Here is a 22,555-nt window from a genome sequence, read left to right on the forward strand (position 1 = left end):
CGCGGCCGGACGTCTTCGGCCGGCGCCCGTGGGGCGCCGGCCCTGCTCCGTTGCGCGTGTGCGCTTACGCGCCGGGGAGCTTGACGGACTGGCTGTGGCGGAAGACGTCGCGCGGGTCGTACTTCTGCTTGACCCGCTGGAGCCTGGCGTAGTTGCCCTTGTAGTACAGCTCCTGCCAGGACACGTCCGAGGTGTTGTACTTCGGGTCGCTCAGGTCGATGTCCGGGTAGTTGACGTAGCAGCCGTCGGTCACCTCGTTGACGACCGGGACGCCGCCCGTGTCGGCGTAGACGCTCTGGTAGAACTCGCGCAGCCACCGCAGCGACATCGCCTCGTCGGCCGGGTCGGTCCACCAGATCGACCATGCCGCCTTGAAGGCGGCCTCGCGGTGCGGGAAGGCGGTGGCGTCCGGGGCGACGGCGGCGACCTTGCCGCCGAAGGAGCTCAGCTGCACGTTGGCGGTGGGATTGACCAGGTCGTCCCGCGTCAGCTGTTCGTAGATCCTGTCGATCTGCGCCGCCGGTATGGCAGTGCGGTAGTAGGCGGACTTGTTGTCGCTTTTGAGGCTGGGGTCGTTCAGCGTCGGGTTGGTGGTGCCGGCGTAGCGGGCGGCCTGGAACCACGGCATCCGGCGCGGCTCGGCGAGACCCGTCATGGCCGCCATCTCTCCCATGTGGGTGGTCATCGGCTCCTGTGCCACGTCCACGCCGGCGGTCACGGCGGCCAGGAAGTCGTCCAGCACCTTGCGCGCGTTCGGGACGGTCGCGTCGAGCTGGGTGACCATGCCGATGTAGCCGCCCGACCTGTGGTTCAGCCACAGCGCGCTGAACAGGTGGTCGTTGACGGTGCCGGGCTTGAGGTACTTGGCGTGCCAGTCGCCCCAGTTGCGGATAAGGCGCTGGAAGCAGTCCCGGGTCATGTCGGCCCACGGCCAGGACACGGCGTGCACGAACACCTCGGGCGGCGGCTGCGGGAGCAGCTGCGCGGGGTCGGTTCCCGTCGCGCCCGGGGAACGGAACCAGAAGCGGGTGATCACGCCGAAGTTGCCCCCGCCGCCGCCCGTGTGGGCCCACCACAGGTCACGGTGGGGGTCGCCCGGCTCGCGGGTCGCCACGACGACCCTCGCCGTGCCGTCGGCCGCGACCGTCACCACCTCGACGCCGTACAGATGGTCCACCACCAGGCCCAGCTGCCGGCACAGCAGGCCCCAGCCGCCGCCGCTGACATGGCCCCCGGCGCCGACCTGGAAGCAGATGCCGGCGGGGATGGTGACGCCCCAGGAGCGGTACATGCGCTCGTACACATTGAGCAACTGCGCGCCGGTCTCGACGCAGACGGCGTTCTTCTCGGCGTCGAAGTAGACCTTGTTCATCTTGGACATGTCGAGGACGACGTCGACGTCGGAGTTGTAGACCCAGTCCTCGTGGCAGTGGCCGCCGCTGCGCACCGTCAGGCGCTTGCCCTGCAGCACGGCCCTCTGGACGACCGCCCGGACCTGCGCCGTCGTCTCGGCGAGGCAGACCGCCTCGGGCGCGGCGGTCCAGCGCTGGTTGTAGCCGCGCACCATGTCCTGGTACCGCTTGTCGCCGGGGGTCACCGTGGTGACCGGCTCCACCGCCGTCCCGGCGGCCGCGGCCGGCGGGGCCAGGGCCGTCTGCGTCAGGAACGCCGCTCCCCCGGCGGCCGCTCCCCCGGCCAGGAAGTTCCGCCTGTGCATACCTTGATCATTACGTGCCATCGTGCAACCCCCCGGGTTCTGACGGATCAGTGAGTGTTCGGCCTCCTGTCGCCGGCCGGCGGCTTGCGGCGCGGAGGCGACGGGAGGCCGGGGCGCCGGATCAGACGTGGCGTACCACGCCGCCGTCCACGCGCAGTGCGGCGCCGTTGGTGGCGCTGGACAGGTCCGAGGCCACGTAGGCGATGAGGTTCGCCACTTCCTCCGCCTCGGCGAAGCGGCCGATCAGCGAGTGAGGGTGGGTGGCCTTGAAGAACTCCTCCTGGATCTGCTCCAGCGGCACGTCCGGCCGCTGTTGCTGGAGGAAGGCGAAGTAGCGGTCGTTCAGCTCGGAGTGGGTGGGGCCGGGGAGCACCGCGTTCACGGTGACTCCGGAGGCCGGGTAGGACTCGGCCAGGCCGCGGGCCACGCCGAGCTGGGCGGTCTTGGTGACGCCGTAGTGCACCATGGCCGCCGGGATGTCGAGGGCGGAGGAGCTGTTGACGAAGATGATGCGGCCCCAGCCGCGGTCGACCATCCCGGTGACGTAGTGGCGGGACAGCCGCACGCCGCTCATCACGTTCAGGTCCCACAGATGCTGCCAGTTCTCGTCGGCCAGCTCGGTGAAGCGGCCCAGTTCGGCGGTGCCGGCGTTGTTGACGAGGATGTCGGCGTCCGGGAGGGCGGCGATGATCTGCTGGACGCCGTCCACCGTGGCGACGTCGCCCGGCGCGGCACGCAGGTCGGCGTCGGGGACGGCTTTGCGGATGTCCGCGATGGCGGTGTGCACGCGCTCCTCGGTGCGGCCGTTCACGTAGACCCGGGCGCCGGCGGCGGCCAGCCTGGCGGCGGTTGCCTTGCCTATGCCGGCGGTTGATCCGGTGACCAGAGCGGTGCGCTGGGAAAGGTCGAGGTTGAGCATGGAACGACTCCTGGGTCAGGGGGGGCAGGGCCGCCAGACGCCGGCCTCCCGACCGGGAGGGCTCGGTTCCGGCTCGGAGCGACTCTCCACGCCGCTGCTATAGGTCTTCTTGATCGGTACTGGAACTCGGCGCACCCGTGCGGCGGTTGGCGGGCGGAGCCTCGCCGTCGCCGGTGTGCCGCACCTCTTCGGCGTGGTTCAGACGGCTTCGCCGCTCGGCACGGGGCCCCTGCTGGGGGGAGCGGTCTGCGCGGTCTCGGGCGCCGTGCTGGGCGCGGGCCGCTTCCTGCTGCGGCTCCAGCGGCGCATCACCGGCTGCTCCACGAGGCTGTACAGCAGCCAGGCCGCCAGCAGGTTCGCCAGGAACAGCACGGCCAGCATGCCCAGGGCGGGCAGGGTCTCGTAGGTGCGGGTCCCCAGCACCTCGGGCCGGCCGTAGAAGACCACGATGCCCTGGACGAGATAGAAGGCGAAGGAGACGTTCCCGAGCCACACCATGGGCCTGCCGGCGAGCGGACCGCCTTCGCCCCGCAGGTCGCGGGAGGCCGCGGCGCACAGGATCATGCCGATCGGGACGACCGTGGCGAGGCTGAAGTTGTACGGGTCCGGGACGGTAAGCGCGGCCCAGTAGCCCAGGCAGAACAGGGCCGTGGAGGGCAGCAGGCCGATGCGCGGCCACAGGCCCGCGGCGACGATGCGGGCGAGGATCATGCCCAGGACGAACTCGAACAGGCGCGGCGGCGGGAAGGCGTAGCCGAACCACTCCTGGTTCGCCGTCAGGTCGCCGAACGGGCTCGGGGCGCCGCCGGCCATGAACTGCTTCGTCACGACCGCCATGGCCGCCACACCGGCGACCATGGCGCCGGCCCACAGCCACAGCCTGCGTTCCCCGATGCGTCTCACCAGGACGATGAACAGCGGGAAGAGGGCGTAGAAGAGGACCTCCGCGCACAGTGACCAGGACGGGAAGTTGACGCTCATCGCGATGTCGGCCCGGTTGCTGAACGTGTGCACCAGGAAGAGGTTGGACAGCCATGCCTCCACCGGGGTGGAGGAGGCGAACAGCCACAGCGCCAGTGCCCAGGTCACGATGTGGTTGGGGTAGATCTTCAGCGCACGGCGCCGGTAGAACGCGGTGATCCGGTCGCCGGGGATCGAGGACCATGCCAGGACGAAGCCGCTGAGCACGAAGAAGAACGACACCCCGATGCGTCCGGCGGGCAGGAAGAAGTCGGCCACCGGCTGCGCGACGTCGAGGTCGGCGAAGAAGGTGATGGGCGCGTCCGGCCGCAGCGGGCCGACGAGGTAGGAGGCGTGGTACACGAAGACGAGCAGGGCCGCCAGGAACCGGAGGCCGGTGAGCGAGGGAAGCGTGGCCGGGCGCTGCGGTGAACCGCTGGGCGCCGGTGCTGCGGTTCGGTCTGCCATGTGCACTGCCTTTCGGTCGGGGACGCGGTGTGCTGGGTGGTCAGCGCGTGGTGGACTCGCAGGCGAAGCGGGGGGGGTGGGCGGCGCGGCCGGCCGTCGCGTCGCCGAGCCCCTGGAGCGGGAGAGAGGACGCCGGGCCGGAAGGTCGCGACGGCCGTGTCGCTGTTGGGCGGCGAACCCGTGCGCAGACCCTCTCGGCGCGTGCTCGGCTCTGCTGGAAGCGCCGCGGTCGCGGCGCCCTGCCGCTGCGGGGATCGAAGAGGGCTCGAAGGCGGGTCGGGGGGCGGGCGGTGCGTTCGGGCGGCGGTGGCATCCTGGTGGCTCGTGGCGTGCGGCAGGGGACCGAGGAGCCGGGCCTTTTTCGGGGGGATGCGCCGGCCGCCGGTCACAACCTCGGTGTCCCGCTCGTCAGTGCAGTGAGAGCACTCCGCGGATCCCGAGGGACCGTGACCGCCCGTATCTGCGAGCCCGGACGTCGTCGGCCGTCGCCGGCCGGCCGGTCGCCGGGACCGTGCGGGCGTCGCATGGTGAACGGCAGCCCGGGCGGGGTGCCGAGGCCCACAAGGAGCGGCGATGGACGAGATTGAATGGCTGGCGGATCGTTTCGAGGAGAACCGGGTGCATCTGCAGTCGGTCGCCTACCGCATGCTCGGCTCACCGGCCGAGGCGGAAGACGCGGTGCAGGAGTGCTGGCTGCGGCTGAGCCGGTCCCACGACGACGAGATCACGAACCTGCGGGGCTGGCTGACCACCGTGGTGGGGCGGGTGTGCCTGGACATGCTGCGTCAGCGCCGTGCGCGCCGGGAGGACTCCCTGGAGGACCTCGTTCCCGCGGTGGCCACCTTCTACGAGGACGACGGTCCCGAGGAGTACGCGGTGCTGGCCGACTCGGTGGGGCAGGCGCTGCTGGTCGTCCTCGAGACGCTGGATCCCGCCGAGCGGCTGGCGTTCGTGCTGCACGACATGTTCGGCGTGCCCTTCAACGAGGTGGCGGCGATCCTGGAGCGCAGCCCGGCGGCGGCCCGGAAGCTGGCGAGCCGTGCGCGGCACCGGGTGCGGGGCAGCCGGTCGGCGGCCGATCCGGCCGCGTCGCAGCAGCGGGAGGTCGTGCAGGCGTTCCTCGCCGCCGCGCGCGACGGCGACTTCGACGCGCTGCTCGCGGTCCTGGACCCCGACGCGGTGGCCCGCAACAACGGCGTGCCCGTGGCGCTGGGTTCGGTGGCGGTGGCCCGGGGGGCGTCGAGGTTCGCGCCGTTCCTCCAGGTCGCCTGGCTGGCGCTCGTCAACGGATCGCCGGGGGTTCTCGCGCAGCAGGAGAACGGCGGCATGCGTGCGATGACGTTCGAGATCTCCGGCGGGAAGATCCTCGAGATGGACGTCGTCACCGACCCGGAGCAGTTGCGCGGGATGGATCTGGCGGTGCTGGGGCCGCCGCACCGCGGACGGCGCGGGGGAATGTGACCGTCCGCGGTGCGGGGACCGCTCCGCGCGGCCCTGGTCTTCTTGACGAACGGCGCGCCGCATGTGTGACCGGATCCCGGAGGGCAATCGCGGGGGCCGCGCCGGCGGCCGGAGCCGGAGCGGTTCGGGAGGGTGTTGCCCGATCGGGCCGGCCGGCTCGCCGCAGGCGTGCGGCGCGGCAGCGAAGCGTCCTGGCGGCGGGCCCGCCGCCGGCGATCGCGCAGGCGTCGGCCGCCCTGCCCGGGCCGGCGCGAGCCGCCGGGCGCGGGCGGCGTCCGGGGCGCCGGATGTCTCGGGACCGGCCCGCTGCGGGGCCGGCGGTGCGCCGTTGGCGGTGCGCGGGCCCGGGCACCGGGAAGGCCGGCCGCGGGGATGGCCGCAGCGTCCGCTCGGGCGGGACGGCCGGCTTCGCGCCGCGGGCCGGCGGTCCCCCCCGGGTGCTCACGCGGCCGGCGCGGCCGGCGACACGGCACCGCCCCCGGGGGATGGCCCGGGGGCGGCGGGAGCGCGGCGTGCGGTCAGGACGCGGCGGGGGTGCGGGCGCCCTCTTCTTCCGCGGCGGCGGCCCCGCTGGTGGCCTCGGCGACCGCGTCGCGCGGCTTGGAGTCCACCTTGTCCATCAGCAGCAGGACGAGCACGGTCGCGACGACGAGGACGCCGGCCGCGGTGCGCAGCGCCAGTGCGTATCCCTCGGTCTGCGCGATCTGCGGGAGGTCGCCGTCGGCGATGTGGTCCTCGACGTAGCGCAGGGCCAGGGGAACCATGGTGGCCAGGCCGAGCGATCCGCCGACCTGTTGCATGGCGGTCTGCACGCCGGAGGCCAGACCTGCGTCCTGGCCGGTGACCTCGTGCAGCGCGCCGTTGGTCAGGGCGGGGAAGCCGACGGCGTTGAAGAAGCCGTACACGAGCAGGCCCGGCATGATCCCGGTGAGGAAGGACGCGTCGGTGGCGAGGCCGCCCGCGGCCAGGAGCAGGCCGCCGGCGCTGCCGAGGAAGGACAGCATCAGGATCGGCTTGACGCCCAGGCGCGGCATCAGCGCTGTCGACACGCCCATCCCGACGCCGATGGCGACGGTGAACGGGATGTAGGTCAGACCCGTCTTCATCGGCGAGTAGCCCAGCACCTGCTGCAGGTAGAGGGTCAGCAGGAAGGCGTACGTGTAGAAGGACGCGAGCGCGAGCACGCTGACGCCGTTGGAGGTGACCCGGGTGCGGTTGGTGAAGAACCGCAGCGGGATCATCGGGGCGGGGACGCGGGACTCCCACACGGCCATGAAGATCAGCAGGGCGATGCCGCCGAAGAGCGGGACCAGCACGTCCGCGGAGCCCCACGGGTCGTCGGCGGCCTGCAGGAGGCCGTAGACGATCGCGACCAGACCGCCGGTGGCGGCGATGGCGCCGACCGCGTCGACTCCCTGGCCGTTCGAGCGGGTCATGCGGCTCTCCGGGATGACCCGGGGAACCATGATCAGCGCGAACACGGCGACGGGGATGTTGATGAAGAAGATCCAGCGCCAGTCCACCAGGTCGGTCAGCGCTCCGCCGACGACCGAGCCGACCGCGCTGCCCACCGCGGCCATGCCGCCCCAGATGCCCAGCGCCTTGGCGCGCTCCTTGGCGTCGCGGAACAGCACCGGGATCAGGCCCAGTGCCGCCGGGCCGGCCAGCGCCTCACCGAAGCCCTGGACGAAGCGGCCGCCGACCAGCATCCCGGAGTTGGCCGCGGCGCCGCACACGACCGAGGAGATGCCGAAGACCAGCACACCGGCGATGAAGATCTTGCGGCGGCCGTACATGTCGGCGAGCCGTCCGCCCAGCAGCAGGAAACCGCCCGCGGTCAGCACGTAGGCGTTGACCACCCACGCGAGACCTCCGGGGGAGAAGTCCAGGTCCGATTCCATCTCGGGGAGGGCGATGTTCACGACGGTGACGTCCATCATGAGCATGAACTGCATCGCCGTCAGAACGGCCAGCGCCGTCCACCGCTTCGGGTCGGCGTCGGCGAGGACGCTCCCGCCCCGCGTTTCCTTGTCTGCGCTACTCATACCTAACTCGTTCCTCCGAAATGGTCCGTGGCCGGGCATTCCGCCGGCCCGGGCGACCGGCCGGCCCCCCGCGATGCAGGGGGGCGCCGGCCGGTCGCCCGTCCCGCCGGTACGCGGGATGGTGTGTCTCAGCAGTACGACGAAACGATCTCCACAGATGTGACACAGCGCGCCTGCCTCGGCGTTCGCTGTGCCGTCTCCGGGGCCGCAGGGCCGTCTCGGAGGGGGACTCCGGCAGGGTCACGGGACGGGAGCCGGCCGTGACCTGCCGGTGGGCGAACGCCGCCTGACCGGCGGTCAGCCCAGGTAGCGCCGGATCGTCGGGGTGAGCAGCTGGATCAGCTCCTCGCTCGACGCCGACGCGATCGGCTCCAGCTTCACGATGTAGCGCAGCAGGACGACGCCCCAGACCTGTCCTGCCGCCGCGTTGATGTGGATCGCCGGGACCTTGATGGTCTCCGCCGCCTGGTAGATGTCCATGCCGGCGATGCCGAGCGCCTTGCCCGCCTGCGCGAAGAGCTGGTTGGCGAGGAACTGGCGCATCTGCTCCGCGCCTTCCTCGCTGTTGACCGCGGCGTGCAGGATGCCCAGGAGCTTGGGCCGCACCTGGGGGTTTTCCCACAGTTCGAAGGCCGCGCGCAGCAGGCTCTCGGCCAGTTGGTCGCGCGGCCCGTTGAGCGCCTCCGCGCCGGCCTCGCCGAGAACGCCTCCCAGCGAGTCCAGGGCGGCGCGCTCGTCGGCCCCGATGGTTTCCGACATTTCTCCTCCTGTTGGTCGGTCGTCGGTGCTGCTGCTATGCGCCGCGGTGGGCGGCGGCGAGCTTCTCGAACGTGGCGGCCAGCGGCAGGTTGTCCCAGAAGGCGGGCGGCCTGCGGAAGTAGACCCCGAGCTTGTGGTACTCCTCGGTGCGCGAGATCGTGGCGCCGTAGACGAGGACCCGTGCGCCGCCGTACTCGTAGGGGGCGTTGCGTGCGAACCGGGCGATTTCCTCGTGGAGGGTGGTGGGGTACGCGGTGTCGTCCGGGCTCACCGAGGAGAAGCAGATCCGGCGGACGTCCGGGGACTCCCAGCCGAAGGTGGGGTAGATCGAGAAGGAGTTCTGCACGAACTCCAGGAACTGCGGATCGGGGGCCGGCAGCTTCGTGTCCTGGAGCAGCGACAGGACGGCCTTCTCCTCGAGGGATCCCGCCATGAAGTACACGTTGACCGTGTGGCGTATGTAGTCGATGCCGATGATCGAGATCCGGTCGCCCATGCCCAGGCCGGCGAAGGTGCGGGCGTGCTCGGCGACGCTGGGCGGCATGGACGGAAGCGACGCGAGCGTCGACAGCTTCCCCAGGTTGTCCAGCGGGAAGAAGATGTAGGTCTTCTTGAAGCCGCCGACGACGCCGCTCTCGACCCCGTAGAAGGTGACGGGGCAGGCCTCCACGATCTCCGGGAGCAGCCGTGCGACCGGGTGGTCCGTCGCCTCGATCCAGCCGTTCGCCACGGCGATCTCGTACGGGTCGCCCACCTCGGTCGGCACCGTGAAGTTGTAGTCGATGTCCCCTCCGTGGCGCTCGCCGCCGGCCATGGCGAGGACGATCACGGATTCCTCCGACACCCCGTCGCCGAAGGCGGACAGGACCGAGAGGACCTTCTCCCGCGAGCAGGGGATGTCCAGCAGCCCGGCCGCTTCCTCGATGGCCGAATAGACGGCTTCTGCGTTCTTCGTTCCCGACATTCATCCTCCAGGTTCAACCGCGTTCCCGAGGGAACAGGAAATGAAGCGACGGAAGACATAAGGTGTTTACCGGGCTCGGGCCTGGACGGGGTCCATTTCCGTGACCGTATCATTCGCCCGTCGCTTGATCAGGTGCTCTGCTCGATATCCGCTCGACCTCGGCTTGATATCGGCTCGACGTGTTCGCGCCCGCCGCAGGCGGGTGATCACGCAGGTCCGGGACCGGCCCGTCAGGCGGTCTTCGTCGCGGACAGCAGGGCTTCCACGGTGAGGGCGTGCGGCGGCAGATTGGCCGGGTCGTCGGTGACGGCCTTGGTGACCGTGAATCCGCATTCCTCGAGCCAGCTCTGCCAGGTCGACAGTTTCTGCGGCCCGCCCTGCCCCATGGTGCAGCCGATGAAAAAGCTGGGGTAGAAGTCGACGGTGTAGTTTTCGGTGTCCTTCAGATTCTCCGGGAACACCGGCACCAGGACGTGGACCTGTCCGCCGACTTCCAGTGACTTGTGGACGCCTTCGAGAATCCGGAGGACGTCGCTTTTGTCGAACATGGGCAGGAAGTGCTTGACGAGTACGACGTCGAATCCCCTGGGGACTTCTTCGAAGACGTCACCGCCGATGAACGAGCACTGTTCCTCGACGCCGTGGGCCCGGAAGTTCTGCAGGCACTCCTCCTCCTTCTCGGGCAGGTCGAAGGTGGTCACCCGCAGCCCCGGGGAGTTCTTCAGTCTCAGGGTGTTGACGGCGCCGAGGCCGGTGTTCCCGGCGAGGTCGAGCACGCGGGAGCCGGCCGGGATGTCGATGTGGGAGAAGAACCAGGGGTCGACGTGGGCGGTGACCGTGTTCATCAGTTTCGCCCAGGGCTCGCGCAGTTCCGGCAGTTGGGCCAGTGCGCCGTACAGGTCGCCGTCGTACCCGTACAGCTCCTTGAGGCCGACGGTCGTGCCGCTGCGCACGCTCTCGGTGAGGTAGAACAGCTGCCTCAGCGTGACCGCCTTGATCATGTCCAGATCGGCGAGCGCCTGCTCGAGGTCCTTCTCGGCGACGCCCGCGAGCGCGTCGAGGGTGTAGGTGCCGGAGGCCTCGTCGTGGGCGACGAAGCCTTCCTTGACCATCAGCAGCAGGAGCTGTTCCACGGCGGCCGGCTTGGCGCCGGCCACCTCGCCCAGTTCGTCCGCCGTCAGTCCGGGCCGGTCCCGCAGCGCGTCGACGAGGCCCAGCTCGAAGCAGGACAGCAGGGTCATGAAGCGGGAGGGTCCCACCATGTATTCGCGAAACCGAGCCAGCGTGGCTTCTGGCGTCATGTCACCGGCCTTTCTCGGGAGCGGTAGTGGTCCGGCTTGAAGGGGCCCTCGTCCCGACGCCGAGGCGCGCGGCCTGCCCGGGGCGGGGCGGGCCCGGCTTCACGCCGGGCGGGGCGGGGCGGACGGGGGCGGTTGCCGTGCTCGGCGGCGGCCCCAGGACGTTGCGGTGGATGTCCAGGGCCGCCGTGGACTTGTTGAGGGTGATGTAGTGCAGACCGGGGGCGCCCTCGGCGAGGAGACGCTCGGCCATGGCGGTCGCGTACTCGACGCCGATGCGGTGGCCGTCCGCCGGGCTGTCCCGGGCCGCGTGCAGGCGCGCGGCGAGGGCCGGGGGGAAGGCCGCGTCGGAGAGTTCGGCGAAGCGGGCGATCTGCCGGTGGTCGGTGGCCGGCATGATCTCCGGGATGATCGGAACGTCGCAGCCGGCGGCCGCGACCCGTTCACGCAGCCGCAGGTAGTCCTCCACGCGGAAGAACATCTGCGTGATCGCGTAGTCGGCGCCTGCCCGGCACTTGGCGACGAAATGCTGGATGTCGGACTCCCAGTCGGCCGAGCGCGGGTGCTTCTCGGGGAACGCGGCCACCCCGATCCTGAAGTCGCCCAGCGAGCGGACCAGTTCGACCAGCTCGTACGCGTACCGCAGGCCCTGCGGGTGCGGCGTCCAGGCCCCCTTGGGGTCGCCCGGCGGATCGCCGCGCAGCACCAGGACGTCGCGGATGCCCGCGTCCGCGTACTGGCCGATGATGTGGCGCAGCTCGGCCACCGAGTGGCCGACCGCGGTCAGGTGGGCGACGGGGCGCAGGGTGGTCTCGGCGGCGATGCGGCGGGTGACCGCCACCGTCCGGTCCCGCGAGGAGCCGCCGGCGCCGTAGGTGACGGAGACGAAGTCCGGCCCGAGCGGTTCGATCCGCCGGATCGCTCGCCACAGCGTCTGCTCTCCCCTGGCCGTCTTCGGGGGGAAGAACTCGAAGGAGAACGTCGTCACGGGCGGCCCCGGGCGTTCAGGCGCGTGGCGTGCGTGGCCGTTCACAGCGCGCCTGCCAGTCGGGGTTCGACGGCGCGGGCGGTGTCGTCGCCGTAGGCGCGGCCGATGCGCGCGGTCAGGTCGGCGGCGAGCAGCTTGTACTCCTGGGTGCCGACCGACTCCAGCACGGTGGCGGCCAGCGCGCAGCCGAGCCGGGCGGCTTGCTCGTGCGGCCACTGCCACAGCACGCCGGCGAGGAAGCCGGCCCGGAAGGCGTCGCCCGCGCCCGTGGGGTCGGCGATCGGGTCCGCGGGGACGGCCGGCACGAGCAGCCGGGGCTCGCCGGCGCGGGCCAGTGACACTCCGTCGGCGCCCAGCGTGGTGATCCAGGTGCCGACCCGGGCGAGGAGGTCGTCCTCGCTCCAGCCGGTGCGTTCGCGCAGCAGCGCGGACTCGTATGCGTTGGTGAACAGCCAGGTGGCCCCGTCGACCAGTCGGCGGGCCTGGTCGCGGTCGATGCGGGCCAGTTGCTGGGAGGGGTCGGCGGCCACGGGGACGCCCAGGCGGTGGGCGGCGGCGGTGTGCCGCAGCATGGCGGCGGGGTCGTCGGCGCCGACCAGGACGAGGGCGAGCGGGCCGCAGCGTGCGGCGGTTTCGGCCAGGTCGATGCGGGAGGCCTCGGCCATGGCGCCGGCGTAGAAGGTGGCGATCTGGTTCTGGTCCTGGTCGGTGGTGCACACGAAGCGGGCGGTGTGCAGGGTCTCGCTGACCCGCACCGCGCGGGTGTCGACGCCGTTGGCCCGCAGCCAGGCGTCGTACTCGGGGAAGTCCATGCCCGCCGCGCCCACCAGGAGCGGGTCCAGGCCCAGCCGTCCGAGGCCGAAGGCGATGTTGGCGGCGACGCCGCCGCGGTGCACCTTGAGCCGGTCGGCGAGGAACGACAGGGAGACCCGCTCCAGCTGACCCTCGATCAGCTGCTCGGCGAAACGTCCGGGGAACACCATCAGATGGTCGGTCGCTATCGATCCGGTCACGGCGATACGCACAGAAGTGCTCCTTGGACTCCGGGACGGGAGGAACCTGCCGGTGCTGGGCCGGGTGCGCCCGGCAGGCCCGGGGGCGTCGTGCGGCCGCCTCGCTCGGGCGGGAGGCCGGAGCGGGGGACGCGGGCGGGGCGTGTTTCAGAAGGAGTGCGGTCCGAAGCGGCCCCACGCCACGAAGACGGCGGCGGCGAGCAGGACCACGGTCACCGCGGCCCCCTGCCCTTCCTTGCGGCGGGCGTGGGTGAGGGCCGCCAGCGCCATCAGCACGGCCAGGCCCGCGGCGGCCAGCGGCGTCAGGACCGGCGCGACGTCGAGGGCGGCGGGCAGGATGAGCCCGACGCCGGCCAGTACTTCCAGGGCGCCGATGGCCCTGACGACGCTGCCGTCGTAGTCCTCGACCCAGTCCCAGCCGGAGGCGGCCAGTTTCTCCTTGGGCTGGGCCAGCTTCATGGCGCCGCCGGCCAGGAAGGCCGCGCCCAGCACCGAGGCGACGATCCACAACGTGATGTTCATGAGAGTTCCCCTCCAGGGCCCGGACCCCGCGGCGGCCCTGCTTCCCGCGGGCAGAGAAAAGGACGCCGCCTGCGGCGCACGGCGGAGGAACGCGCGGGCGCGCAGGCGGCGGTGGCGAGGCGGGCGCCCGGCCCGGCGAAGGGCGGGGCGCCCGCCCGCGGTGGCGGCGTCAGGCGGAGCGGCCGGCCTTGAGGGCGGTGGCGATGTCCACGACGCGCCGGGCCTGGTGCCGGGCCGACTGCAGGACGGCCTCGTCGGGGCCGGAAGCGGCGGGGCCGACGCCCGTGACGTGCGAGGCGCCGTAGGGGTTGCCCGTCTGGTACTGGACCGGGTCGGTGTAACCGGGGGGCACGATGATGCCGCCCCAGTGGTAGAAGGTGTTGCTCAGCGCCAGGATGGTGGACTCCTGGCCGCCGTGGGCGGTGCCGCTGGCGGTGAACGCCGAGACGACCTTGTCGGCGAGACCGCCCTGGTGCCACAGGCCGCCGGCGGTGTCGATGAACGCCTTGAGCTGGCTGGCCACGTTGCCGAAACGGCTGGGGGTGCCGAACAGCAGCGCGTCCGCCCAGCTGAGGTCCTCCAGGGTGGCCTCGGCGACGTCGGCGGTGGCCTCCATGTGCCGGGCCCATGCCGGGTTGGCGTTGACGGCCTCCGGCGGCGCCAGCTCGCGGACCTTGCGCAGGCGCACGGTCGCGCCGGCCTTCTCGGCGCCCTCGGCCGCGGCCTGTGCCAGCGCGTGCACGTTGCCGGTGGAGCTGTAGTAGATGATCGATACGTTCACGGATGCCATGGTCGATTTCCTTTGCTAGCTGTTCGTCCGACCGTGCCGGAGTCGATAACTGCCTTGCGGTGAAAGGAAGTTGGGCGGCCCGGATCTTATGTGCCGCTACCGGGCGAGGACCAGGGTGCCGGGCGGCGCGGAGTGGAAGAGGATCTCCTCGAACCCGGCCTTGGTCAGCCACTCGTGGTAGTCGCTGCGCCGCCAGGTGCTGCCGCTCTTGCTCTTCAGCAGCATTTCGGAGGCGAAGATCAGCGGGAAGGCGGGGCCGCTGCGGTCGTCGTCGACGACGTAGTCGTTGACGACCAGGGTGCCGCCGGGCTTGAGGGCCCGGCGAAGCCTGCCGAAGATCTCGATGTTGCTCTCCGGCCCTTCCTGGTGGGCGATGTGGGAGTACACGGCGACGTCGTACTGCGCGGCGCCGAAGTCGGTGGTGTGGAAGTCGCCGTTGACGCAGGTGAAGCGGTCGGCGACCCCGCGCTCGGCCAGCAGCCGGCGGGCGACCGCGTTGATCGGCTCCCAGTCGATCTGGGTGGAGCGGGCAGCCGGGTTGGCCTCCAGCCAGGTGGCCGAGTAGATGCCCGACCCTCCGCCCACGTCGAGGATGGAGATCTCGCCGGCCCCGGCGAGGCCGAGCAGCTCGGCGGCGAGCGTCGCGGCGGGAACGGACTGGGCGGCGATGGCCGTGACGATCCCCTCCCAGTGAGGGTTGTTGGCGACCTCCACCACGGGGTCGGTCACCGGTCCCCCGGCGCGGACCACCTCGGCCAGGTCTCTCACGCTGGCCATGTGCGTCAGCTTGAGCCGGGCGAAGCTGGCGAGGGAGGCGGGTCTGCCCTCGACCAGGTAGGCGGACGCCTCGGCGGTGTTGTGGTACCGGCTCCGGCGCAGCTCGACCAGGCCCACGCTGACGAGTCCGTCGAGAAGGGCCTGCGCGCCCCGCTCGGAGATCTGGGCGCGGGCGGCCAGCTCGGAGGCCGTGCCCGCGCCGTTCTCCAGGTGGGTGAAGATCTCGTGGCAGGCTGCGGCGGCGAGGATCCCGGTGGCCCAGTAGCCGTTGATCAGCCGCATGATGTTGTCCGGGCGCGGCTGGTGCTTGATCATGCTGTCCCTCCTAGGGACCGGGTCGAGGCGAAGTGGGTGCGAACCGCGGTGCGCAGGGCGTTCACCACGTGTTCGCCCCGGTTCTCGCCGGGTTCGGCGTGCAAGGGGATGGCGCGGTCGCGGCGGAAGGGGTCCGCCGGGACGCAGACGGGTCCGCCCGGTCTCCGGGACGGGCGCCGGGTGCGCTCAGGCGACGGGCTGCGGAACGTCGGCGGCCCAGGTGCCGAGCGCCATCTCGGCGGTGATGCCCGGTCCGAAGCCGGCGATCAGGCCGGTGGCGCCCGGAGCGGGGGCGTCCTCCTCGAACAGGCGGCGGGCCGCCTCGAGGACGACGGCGCTGGCGATGTTGCCGTACTCGTTCAGCGTGGCCCAGCTGTGCCGGAACATGGTGCGGTCGACCTCGAGGAACTTGGCGAGGTCGTCGAGGATGCGCGGCCCGCCGGCGTGGACGATGTAGAAGTCGAGCCTGCCCGCGTCCCAGCTGTGGTCCTTGGCGAACTCCCGCAGCACCGGCGCGAGCGGCTCCATCGTGCCCGGCACCCGGCGGTCCAGCTGGAAGTGGAAGCCGGTGTCGCGCACGTCGTAGGAGATCCACTCCTCCGTGCCCGGTATGAGGTAGGAGGCGTTGCGCTCCAGCTCGATCCCCACTCCCCCGGTCCCGCGCACCACCGCCGCCGCGACCGCGTCGCCGAACAGCCCGTCCGACAGCAGCGAACCCACGTCGTCCGCGTCGGGCTGGTAGCACAGCGAGCACAACTCGCACGAGACGATCAGCACGTTGCTGCCCGGATGCGCGGCGCAGAAGTCGTGCGCCCGGTTCACCGCCGCGCCGCCCGCCGCACAGCCCAGCTGCGCGATCGGGATCTGCCGGGTGTCCGAACGGAAACCCATCCTGTTGATCAGCCAGGCCGTCAGCGACGGCATCAAGAACCCGGTGCACGACACGTAGATGATCGCGTCGATGTCACGGGCCGTCACCTCGGCGTTGGCCAGCGCCTGTTCGACGACCGCGGGGACCCGCTTCTTCGACTCCAGCTCGTAGATGCGGTTGCGTTCGGTCAGCCCCGGGTGGGTGAGCGTCTTCTCGATGGGCTGGACGATGTGCCGCTTGCGCACACCCGTGTTACGGATCAGGCGAAGCGCCAACGGGAGCTGCGGTTTCCCGGCGTGCACCCGTTCGGCGAACTCCAGAGTCTCTTCCACGGTGATGACATGTTCCGGCGCGCTCATCGCCGGTTTGCACAGCCTCGGCATATCTGGAATCCACTTCTGCGAGAGGAGACGTCGAGCTGGTGGCAGGCCGCCTGGTCCGCCGTTTCCCGGCGGACCAGGCGGTGAGCCCGGTGGCGTCGGCCGGTGCGGCGGCGTCGTTCGGCTGCGGACTCTTCCTCGGAGCCGGACGCCGGCGCCCGGGGACGCCTTCCGGCGAAGGGGACGCGGCGGCTTGCCGAGCAGCACGGTGCGCGGGGAGGCGGGTCCTGCGCGATCCGGGGCCTCGCCCGCCCGGGCTGCGGGCACGGCGGAGGGGGGGTCGAGTGCTTCAAATGGCCTGATTCCGCCCGGACGAACCGGCGGTCACGACCTCGAACCACTGCCGTTAGAAGGTTCCAGGCAGGGGAGACGTGCGGGAATAGTGACACGCGCGCGTCTCCCGAACCAAGGTCGGCAGAAAGTGACGTGGATCACATTGACCGGATGACGCCCCTCCGGCGGACGCCGGCCGGGCCTTGTCTGCGGGGCGATGCCGGGGCGGGCCGCGAGAACGCTCCGGGCCGTCGCGCGCGGGAAGGGGCGCCGCAGCCCGGTCGCGTCGGCGGCTCCGGGGCGGCAGCCCCGACGGCAGGCGGACGGCGCCTCGCGGTGGCCGCCGCCGCCCGCGGCCGGGCGGGGTCCGCCGTGGGGCGGCCGGGAGGCCGGGAGGCCGGGAGGCCCACGGCCCGGAGGGCGCCCGCCCGCCGGCGGTCCGACTCCCCCTTCACCAGGGCCTTTCAGCGCCCTTCCAGGCGGACACGAGGTCGGGTTGAGCCCGCAATGGTCCACTACGGGCACAAAGAGACAGCCTGTTCAGGGCGCGGTGCGCCGCGTTGCCCCCGCCTGCTGTTCCACGCCGTGCCGGCCCTCGCCGCACCGCCGCCCGGGCAACGCATCCCGCAGAACGACAAGAAGAAGCATGACCGCCCTGCCGTACAGTGAGGACAAACCCACATGGACAGGACATCGAGTGCGGACGTCATCGTCGTCGGAGGGGGCCCCACCGGACTGATGCTGGCCGGCGAACTGCGCCTCGGAGGGGCGAGCGTCATCGTCGCCGAGGAACTGGCGCAGCCGACCGGCCAGTCCCGCGCCCTGGGATTCACCGCCCGCACCCTGGAGACGCTGGACCAGCGCGGGCTCGTCCCGCGCTTCGGCGACCTGGAGACCAGCCCGATGGGCCACTTCGGCGGGGTCCCGTTCGACTACACCGTCCTGGAGGACGCGCACTTCGGGGCCCGCGGGATCCCGCAGTCGCAGACGGAGTCGATCCTGGAGGCCTGGGCGCTCGAACAGGGCGCCGACATCCGCAGAGGCCACAGGTTCCTCGCTCTGGAGGAGGACGAGGAGGGCGTCACGGTCACCGTGGCCGCCCCCGGCGGCGGACGGGAGCGGCTGCGCGGGCTGTTCCTGGTGGGCGCCGACGGCGGGCACAGCGCGGTGCGCAAGGCCGCGGGAATCGACTTCCCCGGCACCTCCGGGACCCAGCTCATCCATCTCGCCGACGTGGCGGGCAGCGGGGTGCGGCTGCGCCCCCTCGGCGAGCGGCTGCCGGGCGGCCTGGTGCAGGTCTTCCCGATGCCCGGCGGCGTGGCCCGCATCATCCTCTCGGAGTACGGCACCTCGCCCGAGGACGGGGACGGCAGCACCGGGTTCGCCGAAGTCGCCGCGGCGTGGCAGCGGGTGACCGGCGAGGACATCTCGGGCGGGGAGGCCCTGTGGGTCAGCTCCTTCACCGACTCCACCCGCCAGGCCGCCCAGTACCGCAAGGGCCGTGTGCTGCTCGCCGGCGACGCCGCGCACATCCACCTGCCCGCGGGCGGCCAGGGCATGAGCACCGGCATCCAGGACGCGGTCAACCTGGGCTGGAAGCTCGCCGCCACCGTCGGGGGGTGGGCGCCCGAGAACCTGCTGGACACCTACCACGACGAACGCCACCCCGTGGGCGCCCGGCTGCTGTCCAACACCCGCGCCCAGGGCATGACCATCTTCGGCGGCGACGACTCCCAGGCGCTGCGCGACCTGTACGCGGAACTGATCGACCTGGAGGAGGTCAGACGGCATCTGGCGGGTGCGGTCAGCCACCTCGACATCCGCTACGACGTCGGTCCCGACGCCCATCCGCTGGCCGGCCGCCGGCTGCCGCCGCGCACGCTGGAGACCCCGGACGGGCCGGTCCGCACCCCCGAACTGCTGCACCAGGCGCAGGGCGTCCTGCTCGACCTGGCCGGCGCGCCCGGGGTGCGGGAGGCTGCGACCGGCTGGAAGGGACGGGTCACCACCGTCGCCGGCACGCTGTCCTCCCCCTTCGACGAGGTCGCCGCGCTCCTGGTCCGCCCCGACGGGTACATCGCCTGGGCGGGCGACGGTGGACCCGGGCTCGACGAGGCGCTGCGCCGCTGGTTCGGCGACCCCGACCCCGCTTGAGACGACCAGCCGTCCGCCGCCGCGCGCGGGTGCGGGGCGCCGTGCCGACGGCGACGGCGGGTCCCCGGGCTTTCGCCGAGGGCCTCGGGGCCGGCGCTGACGGGAACGCGGAAGGGCCGGCGCCCGTGCGGTGCCGGCCCTTCCGCGTTCCCGTCAGCGGTCGTAGGGGTCGTCGTAGAGGCTGAGCAGAAGGTCTTCCTCGGCGCCGGGGTCCAGGGACAGCGGCAGGGACTCCCGCAGGGGCTGTTCGGCCCAGACCGTCTTGCCCCGGGTGCGGTAGCGGGCGCCCCAGGCGTGGGAGTAGCGGGCGACGAGGAACAGACCGCGGCCGCCTTCCTCGGAGGCCCCGGCACGCCGTATGCGCGGGGAGGAGTTGCTGTGGTCGGTGACCTCGCACACCAGGGACTCGCCGCGCAGCAGGCGCAGCTGGACGGGGCCGGAGCCGCCGTAGCGGACGGCGTTGGTGACCAGTTCGCTGACGATGAGGGCGGTGCCGTGGGCGAGGTGGTCCAGGCCCCACCGGGTGAGGCGGCGGTCGACGAGGGCGCGGGCCTCGCGGACGGAGGAGGGTTCGGGGGGCAGTTCCCACTGGGCCACCCGGTCGGGGGCCAGGACGCGGGTGCGGGCCAGCAGGAGGGCGATGTCGTCGTGCGGGCCGTCGGGGGCGAGGGCGGCGGTGATGTCGTCGCAGGCGCGTTCCAGGGAGGGCTCGCGGCGGGCGAGCGCGGTCAGCAGGTCGTCGAGGCGGTCGCCGGGGCGTGCCTGTCCGCGGGAGGTGACCAGGCCGTCGGTGTACAGGGCCAGGACGCTGCCCGGGGGGATGTCCGTGGTGGCGGAGGCGTAGGGGACGAAGCGGCCCAGGCCCAGCGGGGGGCCGGCGGGCAGGTCCAGGAGGCGGGTGGCGCCGTCGGGGGTGGTCAGGACGGGCGGCGGGTGGCCGGCGCGGGCGGCGGTGCACTGCCGGGAGACCGGGTCGTAGACGGCGTACAGGCAGGTGGCGCCGCTGGCCGGGTCCTCGGCCTCGCTGTCGGGGGCGAGGCGGCTGACCAGGTCGTCGAGGCGGGCGAGGACCTCTTCGGGCGGGAGGTCGAGGTCGGCGAGGGTGCGCACGGCCGTGCGGAGGCGGCCCATGGTCGCGGCGGCGTGCAGGCCGTGTCCGACGACGTCGCCCACGACCAGGGCCACCCGGGCGCTGGAGAGGGGGATCACGTCGAACCAGTCGCCGCCGACGCCGGTGCGGTCGTCGGCGGGCAGGTAGCGGGAGGCGACCTCCACGGCGAGGGAGGGGGTGATGTCGCCGGGCAGGAGGCTGCGCTGGAGGGTGAGACTGGCCAGGCGTTCGCGGGTGTAGCGGCAGCCGTTGTCCACGCAGGTCGCCGCCCGTGCGGTCAGTTCCTCGGCGAGGGAGATGTCGTCCTGCTCGAAGGGGCGGTCCCTTCCGGCGCGGTAGAAGGTCGCGATGCCCAGGACGCGGTCGCCGTAGCGCAGCGGGACGGCCAGCAGCCAGTGCTCGCCGGGGCCGAGGTGGCGGGCGGCGGCGGCCGGCGCGTCGTCCGGGGCGGCGTCGGCGGCCTCGCCCAGGACCGGTTCCAGGACGGTGCGGGCGCGGGCGAGGCAGCGGGCCTGCGGGGTGTGCGGGGGGTAGGCGAAGGTCTGGCCCGTTCCGAAGCGGCTGCCTGCGGCACCCGCGGCAGGGGCGGCGCCCGCGGCGGGGACGGCGCCGGCGTGGGCCGCGGTGCGCAGCAGGAGGGCGGACGGCGGCAGGGGGCCGGGGGGCGGTTCGGCGCCCCGGACGACTCCGTCGGCCAGGTCGACGGTGACCAGATCGGCCAGGCGCGGCGCGAGCGTGGCGGCGAACACCTCGGTGATGCGGCGGACGTCCAGGGTTTCGACGAGGCGGGCGCCGGTCTCGTTGAGCAGTGACAGCCGCTGCCGGGCGGCGACGGCGAGCTTGCCGACGCCGGGCTCCCCCACCAGCAGCAGCCGGTGGTCGTCCTGGCCGGCGGGGCCACCGGGCGCGGCGGGGGCGAGGGACGGGGGCGCCGGGCGGGCGGCGGCGGGGGGCTGCGCGGGGGGTCCCGCGGCGGGGGGCTGCGCGGGGGGTCCGGCGGCGGGGGGCTGCGCGGGGGGTATGGGGGGCACGGGGGCCGGGGCGGCGCGGCCGGGGAGCGGGTGGTGGGTCCGGTGGTGCGGTGGGCCGGGGCTGAGGCTGACCTCGATGGCGACGCCGTAGGCCTCCCCGTGGTGCACGGAGCGGCGGCGCAGCAGTGCCGTGCCGCCGCCGTGCAGCGGCACCTCCACGAGGGCGGCGCCTTCCGAGGAGATCATCTCGGTGGCCTTGTGCAGGAGGGCGGCGCGGTCCTCGCCCCTGAGCGTGCGCAGCGGTTCCGGTGAGGCGGCCGCAGCGCCGGGGCGGGTGTCCAGCACGGTGTGCGCGGGCCGGTCGGTGGCCAGGAACTGCCCGGCCAGCGCGCGCTCGCGGGCCGTGCTCAGTTCGAGCAGGCGGTGCTCGGCCCGGCGGACGGCGTCCTCGAGCAGGACGGCCATCCTGGGGTGGGCGGCGTCACGGGGGATGGAGAGGTTCAGCACGGCCTCGACGCCGCCGCTGATGGGGTCGTGCACCGGGGCCGCCATGCAGACCAGGACCTGGAAGCTGTGGAAGAAGTGCTCCTGCCCGACCACGACGAACGGGGCGCGGGTGCTCAGCGCCATGCTGATGCTGTTGGTGCCGATGTGCCGCTCGGCGCAGCTGGCCCCCAGGACCAGGGAGGCGTCGTCCATCAGGGACAGCTGGGCGGCGTCTCCGCGGCGGGCCACGATGGTGCCCTGGGCGTCGGTGACGAGGATGGCGACCGGGACGCCCGCGAGGCGGTCGTTCAGCTCGTCCAGGGCCGGGGTGCAGGCCCGTACCAGACGGGTGTCCGTGTCGAGGTCCGGTTCCAGGGGCACGACCAGCTGCTGCTGGCTGACGCCGAGGGACCGCGAGCGCCGCCAGGAGGCCAGGATCGCCTCCCTGACCTCCTCATCGGTCGGTTCGCGGCCGTGGTGCAGGAAGAGTTCGTGGGCCCGGGCAATCCTGCGGGCACCGCTCCACGGATCGGTCATGGGCCCGTCCTGGACGAATGGTCGGTGATGTCGGCGACACCGGCGGCGTCGGCGACCTGGGTGACGAGGAGGCGCTGACGACCGGCCGGTGAGGGGCACGGCGTGCCGGGTCCCGTGCAGCCCGTGCACCCCGCGTCCGGCAGATGCGTCCACAGTGCCGTCATACGGTTCCATCGTAAGCGCGCGGGCGGACACGGCACGCCCGCCCCGCGGCCCGCGGCCCGGGCTCCGGGCTCCGGGCTCCGGGCTCCGGGCTCCGGGCTCCGGGCTCCGGGCTCCGGGCTCCGGCGGACGGTTTCCCGGGGCCGTGCGGCCGGGGCCCGCCGTCAGCCGCCCGGGGTTCTGGGGAGGTGCCCGCCGTGGGGGACGCCGGGAGCCGGCGCGGAGCGCATCACCCGGGCCAGGTCGCGGTGTATGCGGTCGGCCTCGCCCCGGACACGGGCGGGGACGTCGCCGCGCTCGGCGACGAGACGGGTGTAGATCGGGGTCTCCTGGAACATGACTGTGCATCCTAGGCGGGCCGCCGCCGGTGCGCCGCCGGTGATCGCTTCCCGGGCGTCGGCGGCGCCGCGCCCGGCCCCGCCGGCGCGGGCGGGTTGGGGGGCCGCGGTGCGGGCGGGGGCGGTGCGGCGGTGCGGGCGGGCTCAACTGGCCCTACTGGCAGGCGAGTCGGGCCCGAGCCCGGTGCCGTAGCGTGACCTGGCGGGCTGTACGATCCGCCCCGCTCGCACCGGAGCGGCCGCCGCCTGGCGGGCCGGGCCGCGGGGGGCACGACC

At 72.8% G+C, this 22,555-nt stretch carries 18 protein-coding genes; 2 read left to right on the forward strand and 16 right to left on the reverse strand.

Annotated elements, in window-relative coordinates; genetic code table 11:
• Positions 1 to 64 precede the first annotated feature (64 nt).
• From ABZY13_RS18775 to ABZY13_RS18785, 3 genes are all read right to left on the reverse strand, one after another.
• Entirely contained in the window at positions 65 to 1,717 is a 1,653-nt protein-coding gene (locus ABZY13_RS18775) for an FAD-binding oxidoreductase (RefSeq protein ID WP_356632008.1), read from the reverse strand.
• Between the two features lie 121 nt (positions 1,718 to 1,838).
• Entirely contained in the window at positions 1,839 to 2,636 is a 798-nt protein-coding gene (locus ABZY13_RS18780) for an SDR family NAD(P)-dependent oxidoreductase (protein ID WP_356632010.1), read from the reverse strand.
• 198 nt (positions 2,637 to 2,834) lie between these two features.
• On the reverse strand, positions 2,835 to 4,064 hold the full coding sequence (locus ABZY13_RS18785; protein ID WP_356632012.1) for an acyltransferase: 1,230 nt from the start codon (positions 4,062 to 4,064) through the stop codon (positions 2,835 to 2,837).
• Positions 4,065 to 4,637: 573 nt separating this feature from the next.
• Here ABZY13_RS18785 and ABZY13_RS18790 point away from each other — a divergent pair.
• Positions 4,638 to 5,525, forward strand: a complete 888-nt coding sequence (locus ABZY13_RS18790; protein WP_356632014.1) for a sigma-70 family RNA polymerase sigma factor — start codon at positions 4,638 to 4,640, stop codon at positions 5,523 to 5,525.
• Positions 5,526 to 6,043: 518 nt separating this feature from the next.
• On the opposite strand, the gene ABZY13_RS18795 is transcribed toward ABZY13_RS18790, so the two are convergent.
• The 10 genes from ABZY13_RS18795 to ABZY13_RS18840 form a co-directional block, all read right to left on the reverse strand.
• The gene (locus ABZY13_RS18795) at positions 6,044 to 7,570 is read right to left on the reverse strand and encodes a DHA2 family efflux MFS transporter permease subunit (RefSeq protein ID WP_356632016.1); all 1,527 of its coding nucleotides are present in this window, start codon (positions 7,568 to 7,570) and stop codon (positions 6,044 to 6,046) included.
• A gap of 297 nt (positions 7,571 to 7,867) precedes the next feature.
• Complete coding sequence (locus ABZY13_RS18800; protein ID WP_356632018.1) at positions 7,868 to 8,329, reverse strand: hypothetical protein; 462 nt, start codon at positions 8,327 to 8,329, stop codon at positions 7,868 to 7,870.
• 34 nt (positions 8,330 to 8,363) lie between these two features.
• A complete protein-coding gene (locus ABZY13_RS18805) occupies positions 8,364 to 9,293 on the reverse strand; it encodes an aromatic prenyltransferase (RefSeq protein ID WP_356632020.1) in 930 nt (309 codons plus the stop codon).
• Positions 9,294 to 9,523: 230 nt separating this feature from the next.
• Positions 9,524 to 10,534, reverse strand: a complete 1,011-nt coding sequence (locus ABZY13_RS18810; protein ID WP_356632022.1) for a methyltransferase — start codon at positions 10,532 to 10,534, stop codon at positions 9,524 to 9,526.
• Positions 10,535 to 10,595: 61 nt separating this feature from the next.
• Positions 10,596 to 11,579 carry a methylenetetrahydrofolate reductase [NAD(P)H] gene (gene metF / locus ABZY13_RS18815; RefSeq protein WP_356632024.1) on the reverse strand — a complete coding sequence of 328 codons (984 nt, stop codon included), beginning with the start codon at positions 11,577 to 11,579 and terminating at the stop codon, positions 10,596 to 10,598.
• 41 nt (positions 11,580 to 11,620) lie between these two features.
• Positions 11,621 to 12,604, reverse strand: a complete 984-nt coding sequence (locus ABZY13_RS18820; RefSeq protein WP_356632026.1) for a carbohydrate kinase family protein — start codon at positions 12,602 to 12,604, stop codon at positions 11,621 to 11,623.
• A 135-nt stretch (positions 12,605 to 12,739) separates the two neighbouring features.
• Positions 12,740 to 13,114, reverse strand: a complete 375-nt coding sequence (locus ABZY13_RS18825) for a DoxX family protein (protein WP_356632028.1) — start codon at positions 13,112 to 13,114, stop codon at positions 12,740 to 12,742.
• A 169-nt stretch (positions 13,115 to 13,283) separates the two neighbouring features.
• Positions 13,284 to 13,904, reverse strand: coding sequence for an NAD(P)H:quinone oxidoreductase (gene wrbA / locus ABZY13_RS18830; RefSeq protein WP_356632030.1), 621 nt, complete (start codon positions 13,902 to 13,904; stop codon positions 13,284 to 13,286).
• 96 nt (positions 13,905 to 14,000) lie between these two features.
• Entirely contained in the window at positions 14,001 to 14,996 is a 996-nt protein-coding gene (locus ABZY13_RS18835; protein ID WP_356632032.1) for a class I SAM-dependent methyltransferase, read from the reverse strand.
• A gap of 186 nt (positions 14,997 to 15,182) precedes the next feature.
• Positions 15,183 to 16,250, reverse strand: a complete 1,068-nt coding sequence (locus ABZY13_RS18840) for a type III polyketide synthase (protein ID WP_356632034.1) — start codon at positions 16,248 to 16,250, stop codon at positions 15,183 to 15,185.
• 951 nt (positions 16,251 to 17,201) lie between these two features.
• Here ABZY13_RS18840 and ABZY13_RS18845 point away from each other — a divergent pair.
• Positions 17,202 to 18,674, forward strand: coding sequence for an FAD-dependent monooxygenase (locus tag ABZY13_RS18845; protein ID WP_356632036.1), 1,473 nt, complete (start codon positions 17,202 to 17,204; stop codon positions 18,672 to 18,674).
• Between the two features lie 153 nt (positions 18,675 to 18,827).
• Here ABZY13_RS18845 and ABZY13_RS18850 read toward each other — a convergent pair whose 3' ends face one another.
• The 3 genes from ABZY13_RS18850 to ABZY13_RS18860 form a co-directional block, all read right to left on the reverse strand.
• Positions 18,828 to 21,779 (reverse strand): SpoIIE family protein phosphatase, encoded by a 2,952-nt coding sequence (locus tag ABZY13_RS18850; RefSeq protein WP_356632038.1) that lies wholly within the window; start codon positions 21,777 to 21,779, stop codon positions 18,828 to 18,830.
• Entirely contained in the window at positions 21,776 to 21,943 is a 168-nt protein-coding gene (locus ABZY13_RS18855; protein WP_356632040.1) for a hypothetical protein, read from the reverse strand. Before ABZY13_RS18855 ends, ABZY13_RS18850 begins: the two co-directional genes overlap by 4 nt.
• A 162-nt stretch (positions 21,944 to 22,105) precedes the next feature.
• On the reverse strand, positions 22,106 to 22,279 hold the full coding sequence (locus tag ABZY13_RS18860; RefSeq protein WP_356632042.1) for a hypothetical protein: 174 nt from the start codon (positions 22,277 to 22,279) through the stop codon (positions 22,106 to 22,108).
• Positions 22,280 to 22,555 lie beyond the last annotated feature (276 nt).

The sequence above is a fragment of the Streptomyces sp. NPDC006610 genome, from assembly GCF_040611575.1.
Classification (GTDB): domain Bacteria; phylum Actinomycetota; class Actinomycetes; order Streptomycetales; family Streptomycetaceae; genus Streptomyces.